At 38.7% G+C, this 21,231-nt stretch carries 17 protein-coding genes; 9 read left to right on the top strand and 8 right to left on the bottom strand.

Annotation, left to right across the window (positions count from 1 at the left end; all coding sequences use genetic code 11):
- The first annotated feature begins 20 nt into the window (after positions 1-20).
- The 3 genes from CLW00_RS13545 to CLW00_RS13535 are packed head-to-tail and all read left to right on the top strand — an operon-like array spanning position 21 to position 2,375.
- The gene (locus CLW00_RS13545; RefSeq protein WP_245917293.1) at positions 21-593 is read left to right on the top strand and encodes a DUF6134 family protein; all 573 of its coding nucleotides are present in this window, start codon (positions 21-23) and stop codon (positions 591-593) included.
- Positions 568-1,284, top strand: a complete 717-nt coding sequence (locus CLW00_RS13540; protein ID WP_106134216.1) for a TIGR04283 family arsenosugar biosynthesis glycosyltransferase — start codon at positions 568-570, stop codon at positions 1,282-1,284. Before CLW00_RS13545 ends, CLW00_RS13540 begins: the two co-directional genes overlap by 26 nt.
- Before the next feature lie 5 nt (positions 1,285-1,289).
- Entirely contained in the window at positions 1,290-2,375 is a 1,086-nt protein-coding gene (locus tag CLW00_RS13535; protein ID WP_106134215.1) for a VOC family protein, read from the top strand.
- Positions 2,376-2,462: 87 nt separating this feature from the next.
- Here the strand turns inward: CLW00_RS13535 and CLW00_RS13530 are convergent, their stop codons facing one another.
- The 4 genes from CLW00_RS13530 to CLW00_RS13515 all read right to left on the bottom strand — a co-directional run bounded on the left by CLW00_RS13530 (position 2,463) and on the right by CLW00_RS13515 (position 6,361).
- On the bottom strand, positions 2,463-3,761 hold the full coding sequence (locus CLW00_RS13530) for a hypothetical protein (protein WP_106134214.1): 1,299 nt from the start codon (positions 3,759-3,761) through the stop codon (positions 2,463-2,465).
- A 532-nt stretch (positions 3,762-4,293) separates the two neighbouring features.
- Positions 4,294-4,785, bottom strand: coding sequence for a hypothetical protein (locus CLW00_RS13525; protein WP_106134213.1), 492 nt, complete (start codon positions 4,783-4,785; stop codon positions 4,294-4,296).
- Positions 4,786-4,998: 213 nt separating this feature from the next.
- Positions 4,999-5,784, bottom strand: coding sequence for a tetratricopeptide repeat protein (locus tag CLW00_RS13520; protein WP_106134212.1), 786 nt, complete (start codon positions 5,782-5,784; stop codon positions 4,999-5,001).
- Between the two features lie 4 nt (positions 5,785-5,788).
- On the bottom strand, positions 5,789-6,361 hold the full coding sequence (locus CLW00_RS13515) for an RNA polymerase sigma factor (RefSeq protein ID WP_106134211.1): 573 nt from the start codon (positions 6,359-6,361) through the stop codon (positions 5,789-5,791).
- A gap of 269 nt (positions 6,362-6,630) precedes the next feature.
- Here CLW00_RS13515 and CLW00_RS13510 point away from each other — a divergent pair, with 269 nt between their 5' ends.
- Both CLW00_RS13510 and CLW00_RS13505 read left to right on the top strand, forming a co-directional pair.
- Positions 6,631-7,023, top strand: a complete 393-nt coding sequence (locus tag CLW00_RS13510) for a DUF302 domain-containing protein (protein WP_106134210.1) — start codon at positions 6,631-6,633, stop codon at positions 7,021-7,023.
- Positions 7,024-7,087: 64 nt separating this feature from the next.
- The gene (locus CLW00_RS13505) at positions 7,088-8,437 is read left to right on the top strand and encodes a hypothetical protein (protein ID WP_106134209.1); all 1,350 of its coding nucleotides are present in this window, start codon (positions 7,088-7,090) and stop codon (positions 8,435-8,437) included.
- A gap of 20 nt (positions 8,438-8,457) precedes the next feature.
- On the opposite strand, the gene CLW00_RS13500 is transcribed toward CLW00_RS13505, so the two are convergent.
- The 4 genes from CLW00_RS13500 to CLW00_RS13485 all read right to left on the bottom strand — a co-directional run bounded on the left by CLW00_RS13500 (position 8,458) and on the right by CLW00_RS13485 (position 14,167).
- On the bottom strand, positions 8,458-9,657 hold the full coding sequence (locus CLW00_RS13500; protein ID WP_170073224.1) for a D-alanyl-D-alanine carboxypeptidase: 1,200 nt from the start codon (positions 9,655-9,657) through the stop codon (positions 8,458-8,460).
- Between the two features lie 83 nt (positions 9,658-9,740).
- Complete coding sequence (locus CLW00_RS13495) at positions 9,741-11,834, bottom strand: S9 family peptidase (protein WP_106134207.1); 2,094 nt, start codon at positions 11,832-11,834, stop codon at positions 9,741-9,743.
- 80 nt (positions 11,835-11,914) lie between these two features.
- The gene (locus CLW00_RS13490) at positions 11,915-13,624 is read right to left on the bottom strand and encodes a GMC oxidoreductase (protein ID WP_106134206.1); all 1,710 of its coding nucleotides are present in this window, start codon (positions 13,622-13,624) and stop codon (positions 11,915-11,917) included.
- 3 nt (positions 13,625-13,627) lie between these two features.
- The gene (locus CLW00_RS13485; RefSeq protein WP_106134205.1) at positions 13,628-14,167 is read right to left on the bottom strand and encodes a gluconate 2-dehydrogenase subunit 3 family protein; all 540 of its coding nucleotides are present in this window, start codon (positions 14,165-14,167) and stop codon (positions 13,628-13,630) included.
- A 333-nt stretch (positions 14,168-14,500) separates the two neighbouring features.
- Here CLW00_RS13485 and nrfH point away from each other — a divergent pair, with 333 nt between their 5' ends.
- From nrfH to CLW00_RS13465, 4 genes are read left to right on the top strand one after another with little or no spacing between them, the layout of a single operon-like run.
- Positions 14,501-15,130 (top strand): cytochrome c nitrite reductase small subunit, encoded by a 630-nt coding sequence (nrfH, locus tag CLW00_RS13480; RefSeq protein ID WP_106134204.1) that lies wholly within the window; start codon positions 14,501-14,503, stop codon positions 15,128-15,130.
- Between the two features lie 21 nt (positions 15,131-15,151).
- A complete protein-coding gene (gene nrfA / locus CLW00_RS13475; protein ID WP_106134203.1) occupies positions 15,152-16,645 on the top strand; it encodes an ammonia-forming cytochrome c nitrite reductase in 1,494 nt (497 codons plus the stop codon).
- Between the two features lie 12 nt (positions 16,646-16,657).
- Complete coding sequence (locus tag CLW00_RS13470) at positions 16,658-17,995, top strand: alginate export family protein (protein WP_106134202.1); 1,338 nt, start codon at positions 16,658-16,660, stop codon at positions 17,993-17,995.
- A gap of 2 nt (positions 17,996-17,997) precedes the next feature.
- Positions 17,998-21,177: a cytochrome c biogenesis protein CcsA gene (locus CLW00_RS13465; protein ID WP_106134201.1), complete on the top strand. Its 3,180-nt coding sequence runs from the start codon at positions 17,998-18,000 to the stop codon at positions 21,175-21,177.
- Positions 21,178-21,231 lie beyond the last annotated feature (54 nt).

The following is a 21,231-nucleotide window of genomic DNA, read 5'->3' as shown; positions in this document are numbered from 1 at the left end:
TTAAGCTAATCCTCCTAGCAATGTTTTTCTGGCTTTGTTTGGTTCACTACGGGCAAGGCCAGGAAGTCATTGACCTGGATATTTCTGTGGCTGGTATTAAAATCGGAGAAATGAAAGCTACAAAGCATAAAATTGAAGATAAAGAAATCCTGGAAATAAATAGTCAGGTGAAATTTTGGTTCTTTACATGGGTCGAGGTGATGTTTGACTCGGAGGCTATCTACCAAGATGGGTTTTTGCTTAATACTATATCCAATACGACTTCAAACAAAGGCGATTTTTCCAGCAATGTTGGATGGAACGGTGAATACTACCATGTAAATGTCACCAGTTACAAATTTGAGAATCAAGAAAGCTTGCCAGATTTAATTGCTTATAGTACTTCAAAACTCTATTTCGAAGAACCTAAGAACAATCAAGTTTTTATGGCTGAAACCTTCGGTCTATTATCAGTTATTGCTGAGAAAAAAGACTATTATGAAATATTAGTAAATGGAAATAAGAACAGATTTTATTATCAAAATGGCCAGTTTATAAAAGCTGTGATGCAGAGTCCCATCAAGAATTATGTCGTCAGCAGAAGATCTAAATAACAAAATCAGCATCATCATACCGGTACTAAATGAGGCTGACAACTTGGAGGAGCTCCTACCCTTCTTTCAAAAGATTGGTGAGGCTTTTGAGTTTGAACTGATAATAGTTGATGGAGGAAGTAAAGACAATAGCCAACACTTGGTATCCTCAAATGGATTTCGATTTTTACATTCTCCACGATGTGGCAGAGCCTTTCAAATGAATCATGGTGCGGCCGCAGCAAAGGGTGAGATCTTATACTTTGTTCATGCTGACACCCGTATTCCTACATTTTTTCATGAAGACATCTTTGATGCTTTGGAGGACAATTATGATGCAGGCTGTTATGCTTATGCATTTGATTCTCCTTCAAGACTATTAAAAATCAATTCTTGGTTCACGAAATTTGATGGTGTGCTTTCAGGAGGTGGAGACCAGACCCTCTTCATAAAGAAAGCTGTATTTGAACAATTAGGCGGATTCAATGAGTACTACTGCATCATGGAGGATTTTGATATAGTGAGGAGAATAAGGAAAAAGTATAGGTTCAAAGTGATTCCAAAACAAATTTTGGTTTCGGCTAGGAAGTACGAAACAAATTCATGGTTGAGAGTTCAACTGGTAAATTTGCTAGTATTTGGGCTGTTCTTTCTCAAAATTCATCCACTTAAACTCAAAAACATATACAGTAAGCTATTAAACTACAGATAGTAATTATGGGGTATCAATCAAATTCCAAAAAAGACTTACCTATCATCAGCGGTATCCAACAAATAGGAATCGGGGTATGCGATGCCAAAGAAGCATGGAAATGGTATAGAAGGTATTTTGGAATGGATGTTCCTGTTTTTGAAGATGCCTCTACTGCGAGGTTGATGACTAGGTATACAGATGGAATTGCTGAAGAGCGATATGCAATCTTGGCAATGAATATGCAAGGAGGAGGCGGTTTTGAAATATGGCAATACACAAGTAAGACACCGCTTTTTCCAAAAAACGAAATACTTCTTGGTGACTTGGGGATCAATGCAGTAAAAATCAAAACCAGAGATATCAAAAAAACATACCATTTCTATAAAGCAGAAGGGCTAAATGTTTTAAGCGAAATAGAAAAATCACCAGATGGAAAAAGTCATTTCTTTGTAAAAGATCCTTATCATAATTTATTTCAAATAGTAGAAAGCGACTCTTGGTTTGGAAAGAATAAAAGCCTTACAGGAGGAGTTGCCGGGGTGATCATTGGAGTAAGTGATATCAATTTATCAATGCCATTTTACAAGAGTCTACTTGATTACCCCGATTTAACCTATCAAGAATCCGGAATTCAAAGTGACTTGAATGGCATTCTAGGTCAAGAAGAACCATTGCATCGTGTCAAACTTCAATCTTCGTCACAAAGGTGCGGAGCTTTTAGTGAGTTGCTGTGTAATACCGAAATCGAACTCATCCAATCGACTCAGAGAAAAGTCAATAAAATATATCAGGATAGATTTTGGGGTGATTTGGGTTTTATCCATATATGTTTTGACATTGTTGGCATGGTCGATCTGGAAAAGAAGGCCAGTACTTTAGGATTTTCTTTTACTGTCAATAGTGCAAACAGTTTTGATATGGGAAAGGCAGCGGGTCACTTTGCATATTGCGAAGATCCAGATGGCACTTTGATTGAATTTGTAGAGACCCACAAAGTTCCAATCATAGAAAAATTGGGGCTTTACCTAAACTTAAAGAAAAGGAATCCAGAAAAAACCCTTCCTAAATGGATGCTAAAATTGCTCGCAATCAATAAGGTCAAAGACTAAAGAATAGCCCGTCGAAACCACTCGACGGGCAACCAAAAAATTAGCCTGAGAATTAAATATCCAAGTATCTTACTGATTAAACTATACCTAAAATCTATCTTCTCCAGAAATCATTCTTCCTGAGAACACACCTGCCAATTCTGAAAATATACATGAGGACACAATATTCATGATGTATTTATCCTCAAGATCAAATACTTTGGTGGCATCCATTTGGAGCAATATTACAAAAAGCAAATGATCTGATTTTCTACTTGTTATTCCAATGATACTTTTACCAAAACCAGAAACGGAGCTCTCCAATAAACCAATATTGGCTAAAGCATTGGATCTTAATGTAAATGGCTCGTTCCTCGTGGGCATTTGATTTTCATCAAATAAAAACAGCGGGTTTAGTTTATGGGATTGCCAAGATTGGTCAAAAAGAAACTCATTTTGATGGCCAAGTTTGTCGTCTATGGACAAATCCTTGACCCAAATCAACCCTCTATGCGCATCGGAATGACTTAGTATAAAAGATAAGCTTGATTTTAAAACTTCGTTGACATCCATTTTTTCAAAGTCAAGCTTTTGGAATTTGAGACAATCTTCCATCAGCATTGATTTTTTGACAAGGTCTTTCCTGATTTTCTTGATTTCGGTTACATTATGTAATATAGCAACGATGTGCAAGTCATCATTCATAGAAATCAAGTCTGCTGAAAAATAACTATTATCATCACCTTTGCTAAGCTTTAGGTCAATCCTACTTTTAGAGCCATTTAAAGTCTGTTCAAGCAGGTCCGAAATATTCAATTCTGAGAAAACATCAAAAACCTCATTGAGAAGTTTGTTCGACTTGTAGAGTGGGAAAACTTCCTCCAAAAAAGTATTGTTGACCGATTTCATCATTCCATCAACATCCAGTATAATCATTGGATGAGGATTGTTTTCAAAAAGGTGACCTACATTTTTACTTCCATTAATCAAAATACCACTTTGAGTACCGGAACTGCTTTCTAAGGAGTCAACAAAGTTAATTTGATGTAAAATATGGCCAACCGAACCGTCTGCGTCTAACAATGGGATATTAGAAATAGTAAGGTAGTTGTCACTTTCATCAGTATATTCTGAATTAAATATTGAAGTTTCTTCTGATTTGACCACATGTGTTAAATCAGATTTCAAATCGTTCCCTTTGAAATAAGTAAGTTTTTTAAGCTTGATGATTTGATTAAGGGATAAACCTAAAATTTCATCTTCACGAATTCCAAAGTTTTTTTCACCCCATTCCAGAAATTGCTTGGAAGCAAACAAAACCTTAAAACCATTTTGTTTGACTTTAAACAATACCGATACTCCTGTGAGCTCGCTGCAAATTTGATATAAAAGATTTTTCGTAAGCATTATAATTCTAGGGCTAATTGGGGGATAATTCATTATACTTTATCAACACCACATTCGTACAAATAAAAAGAGAATAATTCAAAAAATAATCTTACTAATATAATATTTTAAACCAAAATAATACAATGCATAAATTAAGTAAAGAATAGCCTTTTTGAGTATTTAAAAAAATGAATAATAGAAAATGACAAATAATTAAGCTGAAAAAAGCCTATTTCATGGTGAAATTAAATGAAAAACTAAAATAACATTATGAAGTGAAAAAAGCTTAGTGTGTAATCAATGAAAAAAATCCTTTTTGAGTTTTCCATATTTTTGATTCCAGTTCAGGTAGAAAATCTAAGCACATTTTTTACTATGCATGAAGCTTTTTAAACAATCTTTTGTACCCCATTATATCACTGATACAGAAAAATCATCAATAACTACAAGATTTAAATCAAAGGTATTTTGATATAATAAAAACGTCATAAAAAATAAAGAGCTGCCCATACTAGGCAGCTCTCAAATTGGTAAAAGAAACAAAATAACATCAGGATTTATTTCTGATAATAGCAACTACACCATCATAGCTTTCTCCTTTTCCACTTCTTAAAATGATTTCAAATCCATAGTGTTCGTTTTCTTCATCAGGTGAGGAGAATAAGACGCCATAACCCGATTCACCGTTATATCCGAAGCCTGGTATTTTGTACATTTCTTCCTCTCCTGAAACAATTCTTACAAGATTAATTTCAATAACATCCCCTTCTTGCTTGGTATAATTTTCAAGAATAAAGCCTTTTTTGCTCTCTTCAGAAAAATCATGACCATCCAATTCAATGGCTAACCTTACTGGAATCTCAACTTCTTCTTCCTCTTCTTCTTCCACATCTGCCTCATCCACCGTCTGTGTTTCTTCCTGAGGTGGCTCCTGCTGTATTGGTTCAAAATCTTCTTCTGGTCCACTACAAGCGGCATTTAAGACTACCATCATGATCATTACTAAGATGAGTCTACCCATTTTCATTGCTAGATTTTTCATAATTCTAAAAGTTTATTTGTTAAAGGGTTATTTTTCATATAGATACTTGGTGGTTTTCAAGTTCTACAAACACATATCCATGTATCGATATCGGTGTTACCCATTAATCAGAAAAAAAAATCAACTTGGAGTAAAAATTTATGCCCTAGGTCTGTTGAAGGTGTAAATCTTCCTATAAAAAGTTTTAGGCAATCAATAAAAATTATAATAAACTCAAATCTGATCCAGCCACTCTTTAGCTTGTTTGCTACCTTCTGCATTTTGGCGGACTACTTCTTTTAGTAATTCTTTTGCATTAATGACATCTGCCCCTTCATTTCTCATCATAAGGGTAATTGCTTGGTAAAAAAGCCCTGGATTACTATACAAATCAGGCAGAGCGGTTAACTGCTCGAAAAAAGAAAAGGCATTTTCAAAGTCCTTTTGCGCCAAATAAGTCAAACCCAAATATTTTAAGGCCTCGCTATTTTCCGGATCTTGTTTCCAGACTTCTTCAAAATATTCTCTGGCGCTATTATAATCTTTGAGGTTATAAGCGGCAATTCCTTGCTGGATCAATTCTTCCGAATTGCCCATGGTTTGGCTCAATTCTGTTAGATTTTCAGCAAAATAATTTTGTGCCAAATCTTGTGAGTCAGCTGTGCTGAAAAACAAAAAGTAAGCAGCCAAAATCATTATAAACATGGCTGCCAATGCAGAAATCAATCTGAAGTAGTTTGGTTTATCAATTTGCTTTATCTTCGGATCATTCGTTTGAAAATCAGAATTGAGGGGAGTTTCTTTACTATACTTTTCACTTAAATTGGTTAAAGTCTCTTCCAATGCCTTAGTATCATTAGAAAATAAGTGACTCATCGAGTTATCAACCTCACGATAAAGGTCATACTGTTTTTTAAGCTCTGGATTATTCTCCAAATCTGCCTCAAAAATAGCTCTCTCACCCTCAGACATTTCATCATTAAGGTAAGCATCAATCCTATCAATTATATTTTGATCCATCTTATTACCATTTTAAAGTTTTAAAAATAGGAGAAGTTTGTATCAATTTGGTGAGCTTTGCCATGCATTCTGACTTTTTCTTACGTGCATAACCATACGTAAAATCCATCATTTTGGCAACTTCTTCCATAGAGTTACCTTCCCAACTTAGTTTTAAAAGTTCCTGACAGGACTCCCCAAGTTCGGTCAGCTTAGACTTTAGCAATGAAAGCCGTTCATCGTGTAATTGACATTCGTCCGCTAACCTAAAACTATCCTCTCCAAGGTTATATTCTTGATCTTCTAGATTTGTTACCCCATGATTCTTTCTTTTTGCCAATACATTGAGCCACTTCTTTTTGCAAATCATATATAAGAATGCATCGAGTGGACAAGTGAGTTCAAAATCACTGAGTTTTGCTTTATGGTAAATACCCATCAATGATTCCTGAAAAAGATCAGCTGCATCTTCTTCTGAACCATTGTTTTTCAAAACCATCCATTTGATTTTACTAAAATATTTTTTATACAGCTCATCTAGTAAAACCTTATCATTCTTGATTAAAGCTTCGATGTATTTTTGATCCGGGTGTGGCATGGCATACCAAAATAATTTTTTCCTGCATGAAATAAAAGTTTCATGGGAATATTTAATACAGAATTAATCATTTACAAAAAGCTAAGATGTAAAACATCCTTTTGGATTATCATTAGAAAAAGACATTTATAAAAATTAAATATATGATTCTAAGTTCAAATTATATTTTCCCAATAAGTTCTATGTATTAAGTAACATTAATCACTGCAATTCGAATTTAGATTATCTACCTTTAGGATAGTACTTGAAAAACTTAAATAAAAAACAAAATGACCTACCACATCACTAAAACTATAGAAACCAACGATTTTGAGAAAGCAAAAGAGCTAGTGACCGAAGCACTTAAAAATGAAGGATTCGGAATATTGACTGAAATAGATATTCAAGCTACCATGAAAAAAAAGTTGGACAAGGATTACAAACCCTTCCTTATACTTGGTGCGTGCAATCCTCATTTTGCAGATCAATTGCTTGGGATTGATCCAAATATGAGTGCCATGTTGCCTTGTAATGTTACTTTAAGGCAATTGGAAAATGGCAAACTCGAAGTATCTGCAATGGATCCGGTTGCTGCAATAGCTGCTTTGGGCAGTAAATCAATTGAACCCATTGCCAAAGAAGTCAAATTGAAACTTGAAAAAGCACTTCATACATTAGCTTAGTATAATTAGAATTTAAAAGCCTTTAATTTTTCTTAGTTTTACAGTTTCACTGAAAATTGAGAAAATGAGAAAATTTTTGTGCTTTTTCTTTCTTGTGATTTCACAATATGCCAATGCCCAACAAAATTATTTTGGCATTCAAGGCAGTCCGAGAAAAGGAATGCTTTCGGCAGTGATGAATCCCGCTGACTTGAACAATTTGTCTCATACTGTAGAAATTCATTTTTTTTCAAGCCAAATTTCCCTAAGCAACAACACATTGAGTTTTGGTGATTTTATTAATGCTGAAGATGCCTACTTTCTTGAGGCTTTCAGAAACAGCAATCAACCATTTAACGGCAGAACAGTAACTTCCATCCTTGGGCCATCAGTTGGTATCAATTTGGGTAAATTTGCTTTTGGCCTTTCCACGGAATTTAAGGCTTCTGCTCATTTTATCAATGTAGACCCTAGTTTAGGAAAATACCTTATAGACAACAGTTTTGAATCAACCTTTTCTTCTACAAGTCTTAATACTACCAGTAATCAAAGAGCCAATCAAGCCAATTGGATGGAAATTGGATTTATGGGTGCATATACTTTGTTGGAAAGCAATAGGCAAAAACTTTCAATTGGTGGAAATTTAAAGCTTTTACGACCTGGAAGTTATACCAACATCTCTGTCGATCAATTTGTGGGAAGTGTGATACAGGAGGGATCTGAAGTGATTTTAACGGGTGCAAGATCGGATATTGAACTATCCTACAATGAAAACATCATCGGAACTGAAATTTTTAATTTTAAACTAAATACTGATTTATTTGGCAATCCTTCAAGTTTAGGATTTGATTTGGGTTTGAGTTATCAGTTAAAAAACAAGAATCACCGATCACTGTTAAATTCAGGTATCACAGTCAGAAATCTTGGTAACATCAATTATGGAAACGGTCAAATCACGAGAACTTATGGAATGAATATTCCAGAGGGTACTAGTTTTGACCTTAGGGATCTTTCATCCAATCTTCAGGAGGTAGAGTCCCTTTTCTTACAAAGTGCTTTGTTTACCAATACATCTGAAAAAACAATCAATACTTTAAGCATGCCCACTGTGATTGCTTTAAATTCTGATTTTACTTTAATTAAAAAATTTCAAATTTCATTGTATGGACAAAAAGCTTTGGGTGATACACAAAATAATGCCCAGGTGCCTATTCAGGAATTTTATTCGCTGACCCCTAGGTTAATTTTAGGGAATTTTGAAGTCTATTCACCTTGGACAGTCTTTGATTTTGCAGGCTTGACAGGTGGGTTTGGATTAAGATACGGAGGATTTTTTATCGGTAGTTATTCTGCTTTGACCAGCCTTACCTTTGATACCAAGCAAGCAGATTTACACCTCGGCTTCAGTTGGGGATTTGGAGATGGTTTGCTCTAATGACAGAGACATATTCCTAGCTAATACTTCTCATGAATATGGGTCATGATCCGAACCATCTCTTTCCTCACCTCCTCGGTAGGCTTTACAAAGTTATTATTCATAAATACAAACCGGTATGTTTGCCCCTTTCTGGTATCAATCCAGCCACTTTGTAAATGCATATTTTTCAGTGTACCTGTTTTAGCCCAAACAAAAGCTTCCCCATTATCTAGTTCATAGGCATTTTTCAAAGTTCCTGATAGGCCTCCAGCTGGCAAAAGATTTCTGAGCCTTTGCTTACTTCCCACCAAAGTTTCAACCCTATTTAAAATTTCCAAGATAGTTCTTGGTGTAAACAAATTATACCTTGACAAGCCTGAGCCATCTTCCCAAATAGGTGGGTGATTTATTCCTTCGAACAGGTTTTCTTTGGCATATCGAATAGTAATTTTCGGGTCTAATGTATCTCCAAGAACCGAGGAACACAGAATCAACAACTGTTCGGCAATAAAATTATCAGAAGGCAACATCATATGTTTATATAGGCTATCTGAAGGTACCGAATAGAGCGTTTCAAGTGATTTTGTCTTTTTTCTCTCAACAATTTTCACTTGTCGCTTCAGCGTATCTTCCAAAAGAAACCTTGACATTTCCATACTCATTGGAAATGGGACTTTATCATCAAAATCGGAGGGTATTGGCAATAGAGGGTACAATAAAACGCTTTCCTTTTTAGACCTGACAATGTCAAATTTCTTGCTGCTGTAACTACTATCAGGCCTTAAAAATCCCGCCATTGCGCGAGGTGAAATACTTAAAAACCCACTTCCATCAGCTTTGACTAGCATGGTATTGGCATAAATCGGAAAATGGCTGGGATCGGATCTCCAAAAACTCGGTTCATATTCCAGGTTAGGTTGATTTGCCAAGTAAATTTCTTGGGCTGACTGCTTCAAAAAATCAAACACTTTACCATTGTCAAGTTTGGGATTGAGAAAAGAAGGGTCTCCCGTCCCCCAAACTATCAAAGAATCGCCTGAAATCTCATATTCAATTGCAGGAATAGAATCGGTCAATATATGTATTGCGGCATAAAGTGTGAGAAGTTTAGTGTTGGAAGCGGGTACAAAATGAATATCAGGATTTTGGCTATATACAACTTTACCCGATTCATCCTGCAATATAAATCCCACGAAATGCTCCTGCATGACAGCAGATTCTTCAAACAGTTTTTTCACTCTTTTCTCAGTTAATTTTTGAGAAAAAGCGTCAGTTCCGCTCCATAAAAAACAAAATACCAAAAGGATGTGGCTATACTTCATTAGGGATTAAGATGCTTTTTAAGAAATTCAACAGTTGCCCTATTCACTTTTACAAGGTTCTCATACTTCATCCAGTGGTGAGAATCATCAGGGATAATCAAAGACTCATAAGGCTTCCCTTTTTCTTCAAACCTCCTGATCAGATCAACTGTATGGGAAACCTGTACATTCCTGTCATCATCTCCGTGAATAAACAATACTGGGGATTCCCAGGTATCTAAATAGGCCAAAGGAGAAGAATACCACGCTGTTCTTTGTGCTTTTTCGAAATCAGGAGCTTTTTCAAAACCATCTGGCATTTCCAATCGACTTGATAATTCATGAACCCCATGTATGTCTACACCTACTGCAAAAAGATCAGAATCCTTGCCTAAGGCCAAAGCTGTCAAATACCCCCCATAAGACCCTCCGTAAATACCAACCCTTTCAGCATCTACTTGCGGTAAAGCTGCCAAGTATTCTCCAGCCTTTTTCACATCTATATATTCTTCTGCACCCTGCCAATAAGTTCTGGCCGGTTTGTGAAATTCATACCCGTAACCTATGCCCAGTCTGAAATTGACCGATAAAACCACAAAGCCCATTTCCGCAAGTTTTTGGTTGACAGCATAGGTATTGGAATAATAATCACCATAATGCCACCCAAGAAGCATCTGTCTCTGAGGCCCGCCATGGACAAATAATACTGCGGGTTTTTTATCTTTCCCATCTTCTTTTTCAAACAATTGCGCATGAACTTTCACTCCGTCCGGTGACATAAAAGTCACTTGCTTGGGTTGAATCATTTGGTCAATGGGAAATTCGGATGGAATCAAATCTTCAGCCAACAGCTTTGTGTCGCCCGTTTCTTTGTTGGTAACCGTAGGCAACAATGGTCTTGCGTAAGTTGAAGAAACATAAGCCAGGTGTTTATTATCAGACAATACCACAGGAATAGCTTCTATGCCTTCACCTTCAGTTACAAGTTGCATTTCTCCACCGTGCACTTTGACCATACCAATATGCCTCCTGTCAATGTCTTCCTCCTGTTTTCCTGTATTGGCTGAAAAAACCAAGAACTCACCATCATGACTCAAACTGATATGCTCTACCATGTATTCCCCCTTGGTCAATTGTCGGGTAGAGCCTTCACTGATATTTAAAGCATACATATGTGGCCAACCGTCTTCGTAAGATAAGTAGACAAGGGTATTATCATCAGCCCAATTTAGATTGGCACCACCGTGTGTAGAAGAAAGAGATCCTCTGAGCGTCTCAGGAGCTTTCCAAATTCTTTTTCCCTCTCCTGTATTTGCATCAGCTATCCATATTTCCCAAGGAGAATGCCTTTGTTCCAAAATAGGCATTGGTTCACCTTTGCCACCTTGCCTCCTGATAAAAGCAATTTTTTCTCCATTTGGCGACCATCTCACCATCCCATCTCTATGAAAAGATGGTGATATATATTGGACCTTTTGTGCCTCCAGATCAAAAACCCCTACTAACGAATGGGTGCTTCTGTTTACGGTAAACAGTAAAGTGTTGCCTTCAGGCGACCAGTGAATTTCTCCGACATTTCCCTTGATTTCAAACAGCTGTGAAGCAGCTCCTCCTTCCATTGACACTGACCATACTTGTCCGTTTTTCAAAAAGGCGATTTTTTCACCATTTGGAGAAACTAAAGGATCATCCCCTTCTGCCAACATTTTAGCATCTCCTCCACTAAAACTCACTTTCCATATTTCCACTTTCGGGATTAATGCTCCATGCGCTGGATTCATCCCTTGGTTACGCTGCCAATTGCTTCCATGCTCACCACCTCTCACAAAAACCAACTGCCCTCCATCAGGGGTAAATTGAAGTGAGGTGACTTCCTGACCATCATCTGAATTGAATTCAGTGATCTTTTGGTGCGAAAAGTCAGGACCTTGTGATACATAAATATTTCTTTTGCCTTGCTCATTCATTGCCCAAGCAATCTTGTTATCCGTTTTTGAGGACACCATTTCTGAAGGAAAGGAATATAAAGAAACCTCTTCTATAGAAAAGGATTGGGCAATTGCTACATCAAGACCAAACCAAAGGCTTGCAAATAGCAGAAAAGCTTTTTTCATAATTCTTATTTTAGAAATAAAAAGATAGGCAAAAAGATGCCTTGTCACAACTGTCTAAGGGGCAATCTCTTCAAACCTAACTACAGATTTCCCTTCTTCAACTCTTCTACAGCATAATTTGCTGCACGGGCAGTGATAGCCATGTATGTAAGAGAAGGATTTTGCGTTGCTGTAGAGGTCATACATGCACCATCTGTCACAAAGACATTTTTGCAATGGTGCAATTGATTCCACCGATTGAGTAGGGATGTCTTTGGATCGTGTCCCATTCTGACGCCACCCATTTCGTGGATATCAGAACCTGGGGGAGATCCGGAATCTCTGGCATTGATATCTGTAAAACCAGCAAGGGCAAACATCTCTGACATTTGGTCCATATAATCTTTGACCATTTTATCATCATTTTCAGTCCAATCACACGAAAGCACCAGTTGCGGAATGCCGTATTTGTCTGCAAGGTTATCATGTAACCTGACATGATTGCTTTCAATAGGAATCACTTCACCTTGCATCCAACCCGATACCCACCAAGGCCCGAGTTTTCTATCCATCAAATTCTTTTTAAGCTCTTCCCCAATTCCACTTCTGGAAAACTGTACAGCTCTGGATGAAGACCCAAAGCCTACAGCATAACCCCTTAGAAAGTCAGTTTCCTGTTTGAAAACATTCCTAAACCTAGGAATGTAAGAATGAGAGGGATTTTTGCCGGTGCTCATGGTATCCTGAAAATCCTCGCTTCTCCCTGAAATCTGTCCTCGGTAATTATGCCAAGAAATGTACTTCCCTAAGAGCCCATTGTCATTACCAAGTCCATTTGGAAAGCGATCAGAAATCGAATTGAGCAAGATAAGATTACTGTTCAGTGCAGAAGCATTGACGAAAATAACATCGGCAAAATACTCATACACCTTCATGTCATTGGAATCTATAACCCTTACTCCTGAAGCCTTTCCTTTTTGCTCATCATATATAATGGAATGCACCACGGAATGAGGTCTCAAGGTCATATTACCAGTACGCTCGGCCCATGGTAAGGTAGAGGCATTGGAGGAAAAATAACCTCCAAAGGGACAACCCCTGTTACAAAGGTTTCGGTGCTGACATTTGGCCCTGCCTTGTTCTTGGTGTATTGGCTGAGGGTCTGTTACATGTGCACACCTTCCATGTATCAAATGTCTATCGTTGTAATTCTCTTTAATCACCTTCTGAAAATGTCTTTCCACACAGCTTAGGTCAAATGGCTTCAGAAATTCACCATCAGGTAATTGTGGCAAACCATCCTTGTTTCCTGAAATTCCAGAAAATTTCTCTACATGGCTGTACCAAGGTGCAAGATCCTGATATCTTATTGGCCAATCCACCGCGTAACCGTCCCTAGCGGGACCTTCAAAATCATAGTCCGACCACCTTTGCGTTTGCCTGGCCCAAAGCAAGGATTTCCCCCCTACTTGGTACCCCCTGGTCCATTGAAAAGGTTTTTCCTGAACGGTTTCCTGTTCTCCTTCTTTCATCCAAAAGTGTGCAGTGGACTCATGAATTCTCGCTCCTCTCCTGCCAAATTCTTTTTGCTGTTCAAGAGGAAGCTTGCCCCCAAATTCAAAATCCCATGGGTTTTTCGTAGCTGTAGGGTAATCCTTTATATGCTTGACATCACGGCCTCTCTCCAAGACCAAGGTCTTAAGTCCTTTTTCGGACAATTCCTTGGCTGCCCATCCCCCACTGATACCCGACCCAATGACAATTGCATCATAGGTCATTTCATTTTTTGCACTTAGGTTTAGGTTTGGCATGGATCAGATTTTATAAGGTTGGTTAGGTACCGGAACGCAGCCGTCATAGCCACCGGGGATCATTTCATAATTGGTGAAATTGGTCAGGAAATATTCAGAACTGGTATAGCCTAATATGACAAGCTCTTTTGATAAATCGAAAAATGCCTTTTCCTCAATTTTTTCTTCATCATCCATCTGCATCAAAATCGCTTCTCTTTGACTGCTACTGTTTTTGTCAAAAGAAACCTGTGCCAATTCCTGAGACTTGTTTTCCAAAATATTCAGACCATCCAGAAATGATTTTTGAATTTCCTCTTCGTAACAATTGGCGAGTAGCTTATTGACAAATTCATGTACACTTAATTCAACACCACCTTTACTGTCTGTCTCTGGTAAAAATGTGTCAACCATTAATCTCAGGTTATTTCTTTGGGTCTCATCTAGGGGCAAGCTTTTATAAAGCAGTTCAGTTTCCTGAATCTCATCCGGATTACATCCCGGCAGCACCATCATTCCCCACACTGTGATGGCCAATGATTTAAGGGCAGTTCTTCTATCCATGTTAAAATCTAAAAAATATTTCGCTGAAAATCCGATTGCAAATTGTATGATCGGCAATTTGAGGTGCTAAGTGTCGCAACCCTGTTTGTTTTTCGTTGCCTTTTAGGCCTAACAGCATAAAATCCTGAATTTGAAAAGAAACAAAAGCTATTATTTAATATTTTTTTCAAAATAAAATATCCCTGTTTAAATCATTTTACAGCATGAAATAGGGTCTTTCTTATGAAAATTGCATTCACCTACATATTTAAAAAAAAGGCAAACACATGACATTGGTCATAGTTTGTCTTATTTTTAACCTATAGTATTGTTTCTTCAAAGGAATAAACACCCATGAGCCACTACCACAGATTTAAAAAAAGCCTTTTTAAATTCAGCCTTATTCCTCCAAGAAAATGGCGCCCTGCTGCAACAGTTTTGGTAGCTGCCATCTTTGGACTAGGAATCTATATGATCAGGCTTAGCAATGCCGCTTCATACCTCTCTGATGATCCTCAAGCTTGTGTCAACTGTCACCTGATGACACCTCAGTATATTACCTGGACCAGGAGTTCACATAGGGAAGTTGCTCATTGCAATGACTGCCATGTCCCACATGATAATATTGCCAGTAAGTACTTTTTCAAGGCAAAAGACGGTTTGTATCACTCGACTATTTTCACTTTAAGGGCAGAACCCCAAGTCATAAGGGCCCTAGAACCATCCATTAAAGTAATCCAAAACAATTGCATCAGATGTCATGAAAATCAAGTGACAGATGCCAAGCTGATGGATGCAGTAGAAAATCACCACCCTCATAGAACAGACCGCCTTTGTTGGGAATGCCACAGAGAAGTGCCCCACGGAAAAATCAGATCCTTGGCCTCAGTAGGTCACCAGATAGAACCCATTCGTGCACATGCTCCACCGGATCTCGAAATCATCCCTAAATGGCTCAAGGAATCTATGAAGTCAAATAAATAACAGAAAATAAACCACAGCAATATGAAAAATTGGATTCTTTTTGGATTAACAGCCGTCATCGTTTTCCTCTTGGCCATGTTGGCCTATACTATAATGGATAGGAAAACTGAAGCACGCTTTGCCTATCAGCCCAAGGTGAAGCTTGAAGGTATTGAACCCAGAGATTCTGTATGGGGTCTCAACTACCCAAGACAGTACCAGTCCTACATGAAAACAAAAGACACTACTTTCCAAAGTATGTACAATACATCTGGCTTCAAGGATGTATTGGACGATCAACCGGAATTGGTGATCCTTTGGGCTGGATATGCTTTCAGTAAAGATTACAATCACCCACGAGGGCATGCATGGGCAGTCACTGATGTCCAAAACACTCTTCGAATTGGATCTCCTATGGAGCCAGGAGACGGTGTAATGCCTTCCACTTGTTGGACTTGTAAAAGCCCCGATGTACCCAGATTGATGAGCGAGTTGGGTGTGACTGAGTATTACAGCAAAAAACTTTCAGATTTTGGATCAGAAGTAATCAATCCCATTGGTTGTGCTGATTGCCATAATCCTGAAACTATGAATTTGACCATCACGAGACCCGCTTTGATAGAGGCTTTCGAATCCATGGGAAAAGATATCAACCAAGCATCACATCAGGAAATGCGCTCTTTGGTTTGTGCGCAGTGCCATGTAGAATATTATTTTGACAAAGATAAACCTGGCAAAGAAGGTGCAAACTACCTCGTATTCCCTTGGAAAGATGGCTTGAATGTAGAATCAATGGAATCCTATTTTGATAATATAGATTTTGCTGATTGGACACACCCAATAAGTAAAACCAGAATGATCAAAGCGCAACACCCTGACTATGAGCTGTACGAAATGAGTGTTCATGCAAAAAGAGGGGTTTCCTGTGCAGATTGTCATATGCCGTACAAAAATGAAGGGGGACAAAAATTCACTGATCACCATATTGGTTCACCTCTTCAGAATGTAGAAAACTCGTGTTTCGTCTGCCACAGGGAAAAACAAGAAGATTTGATGACCGATGTCTATGACAGACAGCGCAAGGTCAAAGAAGGCTCATCCAAACTCCAGAAACTTATTGCCATGGCACATATTGAAGCTGGTAAAGCTTGGGAACTTGGTGCCAGCGATTCCCAAATGAAGGAAATCCAGCAGGGTATCAGGCATGCGCAGTGGAGATGGGATTTTGTCGTTGCCTCACACGGAGGTGCTTTCCACGCACCACTTGAATCCAGTAGGATCATTACTTCTGCTACAGGAATCATTCAGGAAACCCGTATCAAATTGACAAGAGTTTTGGCGGATTTGGGTCACAACCACCCTGTAGAAATGCCTGATTTCAACAACAAAGCCACACTTCAAACCTATATCGGTCTAGATATAGAAAAAGAAAAAGCTGAAAAAGAAAAATTCCTTGAACAGGTAATCCCTCAATGGCTAAAAGCAGGTAAAGCCCGTGAAGCTCAAAAAGAAGTGAAAACAGTAAGTAGCAGGTAAACTTCTATTACCATGAAAACCTCCAAATTATTCTTAGGGCTGCTTTTGATAAGTTTGCCCTGTTTTCACCTACACGCCCAATTCAGTGTGGATGGTCAATACATTCAGCGCTCTGAATTCAGAAATGGTTTTGGCAGATTAATAGAAGATTCTGCAGATCCTTTTGCTTTTATGGGACACCGTGCAAGGCTTCAAGCCAAGTATGAAATGGAAAACTTCAGCTTTTTTATGTCTGTACAGGATATTAGGATTTTTGGAAGTACGCCTCAGGTCAAAGCCTCTGACAATTTCCTATCTGTACATGAAGCTTGGGCCACTGCCAAAATCAAAGAGAATTGGAAAATCAAAATCGGTAGGCAAGAACTCAACTATGATAATTTCCGATTTCTGGGAAACCTAGATTGGGCTTTGCAAGCACGAGCACATGATTTCCTCCTTTTTCAACATGAGAAAGAAGATATGAAATTCCATTTTGGAGGCGGCTATAACCAGACAAGCTTGGCATTGACTGACCAGCCTTTTTTTACACCCAATCAATACAAGGTCGCTCAAATGGCCCGCTATGAAAACAAATGGGGAAAAGTCTCTTTTTCAGCTCTTTTCTGGAATGATGGCAGGGAGTGGCAGGATATTGATGCTGCTACCGGAGAGATAAGGGATAGAGGTGTAAGGTATAGGTCAACTATCGGTATACCTACCCTGAAGTACAATTCTGGCAATTCCCAGGTTTCCGCTTTTTACTACCATCAATTCGGGGAGGATATGAGTGGTTTTAGAAATATCAACGCCTACAACTTTAGCATAGCTTATAACCACACCATTCCTGTCAACCGTGAGGAAGGCAAAATCTGGACCCTATCAGCAGGATTAGAACATATCAGTGGGGACAATGCCAGAACCTTGGATAATAATGCATATAACCCATTGTATGGTACGAACCACTTATTCAATGGCTATATGGACTTGTTTTATGTAGGTGGCGCACATGAAAACATGGAAGGTTTGGAAGATTATTTTATCAAGTCCAGGTATGCTTTCAGCAAAAACTTGTTCTTTCAAGCTGACTACCATTTGTTTTATTCCAACACTGAAATATTTAGAATCATCAATGACTTTTCACCAACACCTCCTGAGGGAAGGTATTTCGGTTCAGAGTTGGATTTGACCATGGGATGGATTGTCAATGAGGCCTTTTCTATCCAAGGGGGATACAGTCAGTTTTTTGCAACGGAAGTATTTACCCGCAAAATTCAGGGAGTGGGCAATCCAAAAAGTACTCAAAACTGGGCCTACCTGATGTTGATATTTAGGCCTACCATGAAAAATAGATTTATCGGTATACTTCTCTAATTATGAAATATTTAAAAGCCATATTCTCTACCAAAGTCACCTTAGTACTTCTTATTGCCTTTGCCGGTGCGATGGGCGTGGCAACCTTTATCGAAAATGACCACGGCACTGCTGTAGCAAGAGGTTTGGTCTACGATGCTTGGTGGTTTGAAGTGATTATGGTTTGGATGGCTGTCAATTTCATAGCACATATCAAGCAATACAAACTTTTCCATAAAAACAGGTGGCCCGTAGGTCTATTCCATATTGCTTTTGTGATCATCATCTTTGGTGCAGGTGTCACAAGATACCTGAGTGAAGAGGGAATCATGCATATCCGGCAAGGTCAGGAAGTAGATACTTTTCACACAACAGCCCATTATTTCCAATTAAGAGAATCCGGAAACGAATCCCCACAGAGCTTTGAAAAACCTTTACAGTTTTTACCAAAAGGTTTCAAGAGCAAAAAAATCTCTGCCACAATCGGGGACAAAAAATTCAATGTGGTTTTCGAAGAATACATCCAAGGGGCCACAGAAGACTTTATACCCGGAAATGAAACCTTCTTTCAAATTGCCGTGGCCATGGAAGGCGGCAGAGAGGATTTTTTGGTTGATCAGGGAAAATACATCAGGCTTGGAGGATTGACGCTTAGCACCCAAAATGATACTGAACACCCTGTCAGACTTTTTAAAGAATCCGGAATCTGGAAAATAAGCTCAGATGTTCATCTTCAGATAATGGATATGAACACACAACAAATGAGCAACTTACACGCTGGAGAAACACAAGTTTTCAAGCTTATGACCCTCTACCAGTGGGATGAGGGTGCATTTTTGGTAAGAGATATCCATGAAAGTGTGTCTTTGACTTATGTTGCTGAGGAAGATGAAGCAATCGCCAAAAACCTTTTGGATGTAATCCACTACAAAATCCAAGATGAAGATGGAAATGATGTTTCTTCTGCCTATGTCAAAATGGTGAGTTTCAAACCCACTTGGACTTCTTTTGCACATGCCGGTCAACAATATGCGATGACATTTGGCCCCAAACCTATTTCATTGCCTTTTTCTCTTTACCTGAATGCATTTGAACTGGAGCGCTATCCAGGAAGCCAAAGCCCGTCCAGCTATGCCAGTGAAGTCATGGTGATGGATAAGGGAGATGAGTTTCCTTTCCGGATTTTCATGAACAATGTCCTTGATTACCGAGGGTTCAGATTTTACCAGTCTTCATATGATACGGATGAAAGAGGTACTGTCCTTTCAGTCAATCAAGACAGACCTGGTACATACATCACTTACTTGGGTTACACCCTTTTGACATTAGGCATGCTGCTGACCTTATTTGCAAAAGGAAGTAGGTTTAGGATCCTTAATTTCAAACTTTCCAAAATCCAGCAAGGCAAAAAAAGGGATCAGGAAACTCCTGTGGGATTTGGTAAGGTCAGCTACCTGTTGGCTGGATTCTTATTGGTCATGGCCAGCTGGGGAATGGTCAAGCCTCAAAACCCATCAGAAGAAGGCTATCCGAAAATAGTGCCCACCCATCACGCCGAATCTTATGGAAAATTGATTGTTCAGGATTTGGACGGCAGGATGAAGCCCTTGAATACCTTGGCCAATGAAATTGCCAGAAAACTGACAGGTAAAAGCTATATCAGTATACCCGGGGAAAAAGAAGACATAAGGTTAACTCCTGAGCAGTTTCTTTTGGAAGTACAAATGGATCCGAGGGCTTACAGTGAACTTCCTTTAATCAAGGTTGACAAAGAAAAGTCATTTGAGGTATTTCAAACCTTAGGCATACAATCCAATGACAGGATTGCATTCAATGACTTTTTGGATGCGGAAGGAAACTACCTGATTCAAGATATGGTAGAGGAGGCCAACAAACTTAAACCTTCTGAAAGGAACGAAGGACACAAAGAACTCCTGAAAACTGACGAAAGATTCAATATTTTTTATGGTCTGTTGACTGGCGACTTTCTTCGACTATTCCCAAACCGACTTGACCCTAACAATACTTGGTACACCGGTCAACAGTTTATGCAGGGTTTTGAAGAAGAAGATGGGATATTTGTCAAAAACATCACTCCCATGTATTTTCAGGCTATTCAAAAAGGTATGGATACTGGAGACTGGGCAGAGGCAGAAGAGACCTTATCCTACATTTCGCTTTATCAGGAAAAAGCGGGCGAAGAAGTTTACCCAAGCCAAACTGATATACAGGCTGAGATTCTTTATAACCGTCTCAACTTGGGCACAAAGCTATTTGGACCATTTTGGCTTCTGGGAACTTTGATGTTGGCGCTCGCCATAACCATGCTCTTTAAAAACAAAACCATAATCTTTCATAGTTGGAAGGCTGGGTTGATTTTGGCATGGATTGGCATGCTGGCCTTCACTTTTCATTTAGCATTAAGGTGGTTCATTGCCAAGCACCCACCTTGGAGTGATGGCTTTGAAATGTTGGTATTCGTTGCCTGGGGCGTATTGTTGATGGGTTTGATCTTTGGTAATAAGTCTAAATTTACTGTGCCTCTAGGGCTTTTATTTTCAGGCACGCTCCTATTTGTGAGTTTTCTCGACTGGCTCAATCCAGAAATCACCAATTTGATGCCTGTGCTGCATTCTTACTGGCTCAAGATACATGTTGCTGTCATCGTCAGCGGTTATGCTCCACTTGCCCTAGCGGCTATCATTGCATTGCTAAGTTTACTCTTGGTGATATTTAAACCATCCCATCCTAAAAAATCTTGGTGGAATAGCCTCAGAGAACTGCAGATGGTCAATGAAATGTCCATTACAATAGGTTTATTTTTACTCGCTATCGGTACATTTCTTGGAGGCGTATGGGCCAATGAAAGTTGGGGAAGGTATTGGGCATGGGATCCTAAGGAGACCTGGGCTTTGATTTCTGTCATTGTGTATGCCTTTGTGCTACACCTCAGATTGATCCCAGCTTTCAAAAACGGTTTGATATACAATCTTGCTAGTTTATGGGCATTTGGTGCTATCATCATGACCTCATTCGGGGTAAATTATTATTTATCAGGCTTGCATTCTTACGCAAAAGGAGATCCTGTACCCGTTCCAGTTTGGGTATATTGGATGGTATTGATTTTATTGGTGATTTCAGTTTTGGCTATCTGGAAGTACAAAGAATTGGATGAAAATGACAATGATAAATTGGCTGTTTGAGTTTGTGATTGATCCTTAAAATAATTTTCTGCTGTGTCATATGTGTAACGGTTT

Origin of the sequence: Mongoliibacter ruber (assembly GCF_003003005.1) — a bacterium.
GTDB classification, from domain to species: Bacteria; Bacteroidota; Bacteroidia; order Cytophagales; family Cyclobacteriaceae; genus Mongoliibacter; species Mongoliibacter ruber.
Note: the sequence above shows the minus strand (reverse complement) of the source record. Positions and strands in the feature narration are given on the sequence as shown.